The following is a 2,435-nucleotide window of genomic DNA, read 5'->3' as shown; positions in this document are numbered from 1 at the left end:
ACCACATACCCGAGTTGTCACTTAAATTTGAGTAGATATGAGAAGTCTTAACTTTTAAATCTTTGTGCAACAAAGCCCCTTCAACACCATTTAATCCTTTAAAGCTTAGTAAACAAATTCGTGAGGAATGTGTCTGGCCACCAAAATCGGATGGTATATGGGGAGAAGATCAGCAAAGTTTTAGTTATTGTCTTGCCTTAGTATCAAGAATTCATGGAATAACAACCTCTAATACCTTTAAATTTGTTTTTCAATCCAAAGGCCTACCAACACTTGTAGAAAAAATCGATGATTTCTATGATTCAAATAAAAAAATCTTGAGAATAGACTTAAGTGATGTTTGATGTGTGCTGAAAAAACAGGAGGATTACCGCATTGAAATGGAAGTAACGACAATAGCCATTGCGGGAGAATCGGTTCGAATTCTATTGTGGCATTAATGTTGCTCGGGTAGTGATATTTTAGTTCATCTATGAACTTAGTTGCATCATATGGGGGCGTTATAAAAACAGAATTAAAATAAATTTTAAGTACATAAAGCATGAGTATTATCAAAATTAGAGAAAAACCAATAAATATCATTTTCGGCGATTATTTGCTCAAAAAATCAAAGTTCTTCATAATTTCTACATATTTTATAAAATTGGTATAGATATTGTATTTATCTAGGCGGTTTTAATCCAACCTAGAGGAAATGATGATGGCACAGCCACAAGTGAACCTACAAAAATCAATTTTAAATACTCCCTTGACTCGACGCTCTATTTTGATTGGGGGAATGACCTTGCCTGCGGTATCCATGCTTACGGGCTGTGGTGGCGGCGGAGGTGGTGGTGAGGTTGAGTCGGATGTGGTGATACCGATTGCACCGTTTGACCCAGATACAACACCGCAAATTCCAGATCAAGGCGAAAAGACTGAGCCCGAACAAGGTACTGAGCCGATCATTAGTCCAGATGCGGTGAAAATGAATGTGGGGATCTATAACTTTGAATATAATTCTTTTGCGCAATTACGTGCACGTCGCAAAGTAAGTAAAGGTACAGCAGGTTCAGTTTTGGTGACCAATAAAGATGGTACTGAAACGGCTTGGGAAAGTATCGTAGATTATGTCAAGCGCTCGGTCGATCATCGTTTTGTATTGTTGTACCGAGGGATGTTGACTGCTTTTGCTGAGCGCCCACCACAAGACTATGATGTCACCTTTTTTACTGCTCCAGAATTTTATTGGAATGTGCCTTGGACTGATTTTTTGAATACGGATGAAGTCTTGGTAGTTGCAGATTTATTTTTAGAACTCGTCACACAGAAAGTCCGTAGTTTGATTGCTAAGTTTCCTGAATGTGATTATGGAAAACTGGTACTTCTCCCAGGAACTATCGCAGTGTTAAAGCCATCAGTAAATATTTTTAACAAAGATGGTAGTGATGCCAGCACCGATAAAAATCCAATATTAGAAGCAACGAACCATTTGGTATGTGTGCATAATCTGTCTTTAAATGATGAGCATCAGCGCCCTGCATATATGGTTTGGCCAAAACGCACTGTGTCTTGGATTGACTTCATTGGTGATAGAAGATGTGATCGAGGGGATGAACTTGGTAATAATGCCAGTAATCCTGATCTGGAGAACTATGCACATGTTTGTACTTTAAATGGAGAGGAAAAGCTGGTGGTAAAAATCCAGCGAGTTTCGTCTGATAAAGTTCAAGCCTTTGATGATTATGGTCGTCAATTATTGGACACCACATTTAATAATGAACTAATTGAAGGCTTGCCATTTGGGATAAATATTTGTTTGGACTACGCAGTTGCCAGTACGACTACAGATAAGTATCGCATGGCACAGCTAAAAAATACCGAGTTTAAATTGGATTTTGTAATCTCTGCTGGTATTGGTCTAGTTGCAAAAAACTATCAAGATGCTTCAACGGTACAGTACGCCATTCATAATGATGGTATTCAAGGTAGTAATCAAAACCCATATCAAGTCAAATATGAGTATTTTAGTAATGTTTCGCAAATTTTTTATGATAAGCGAATAGGGGCACCATACCTTCTGTCATTACCTGCACTTGGAACGACCGCTGATGGCTCAAGACAATCTACAACGATGATTTCAGTTGATAACAGCACAGATTTTACTTATCCAGAACGTTATTCAGGGATGCCATCAATTACTGATGAGATTAATTCAGCCAATGTTCGGGTTTGGAGTTTGCCTGTTGATGTGACTGACACCTTGAAGACGCAAGAAACAGTCACTGCAATGAAGTCTGAAAACTGTGAAGCGGCTGTTGCATAAATTTGCTTGATTCGTTTTGGGAATTTATAAGATGCGTGGTTGAGCTCAGTTTTTGATCTCAACCACAGTGGGGTAACACCGTTTCAGTTATTGTTCTGGTGGTTATTCTAGTCGCTGTGGTGAAAGTATA

The 2,435-nt window shown here is 38.6% G+C and carries 1 protein-coding gene and 1 pseudogene; both read left to right on the top strand.

The annotated features are described in order from the left end of the window. Positions 1-77 precede the first annotated feature (77 nt). A pseudogene (locus tag HJG58_RS19120) lies at positions 78-341 on the top strand (ATP-binding protein); the annotation flags it as partial. Between the two features lie 356 nt (positions 342-697). Continuing rightward, positions 698-2,305, top strand: coding sequence for a hypothetical protein (locus tag HJG58_RS18555; protein ID WP_005130205.1), 1,608 nt, complete (start codon positions 698-700; stop codon positions 2,303-2,305). Positions 2,306-2,435 lie beyond the last annotated feature (130 nt).

Source organism: Acinetobacter geminorum (assembly GCF_013009345.1).
Classification (GTDB): domain Bacteria; phylum Pseudomonadota; class Gammaproteobacteria; order Pseudomonadales; family Moraxellaceae; genus Acinetobacter; species Acinetobacter geminorum.
The sequence above is the reverse complement of the archived record's forward strand: the minus strand, read 5'-3'. Positions and strand labels throughout refer to the sequence as shown.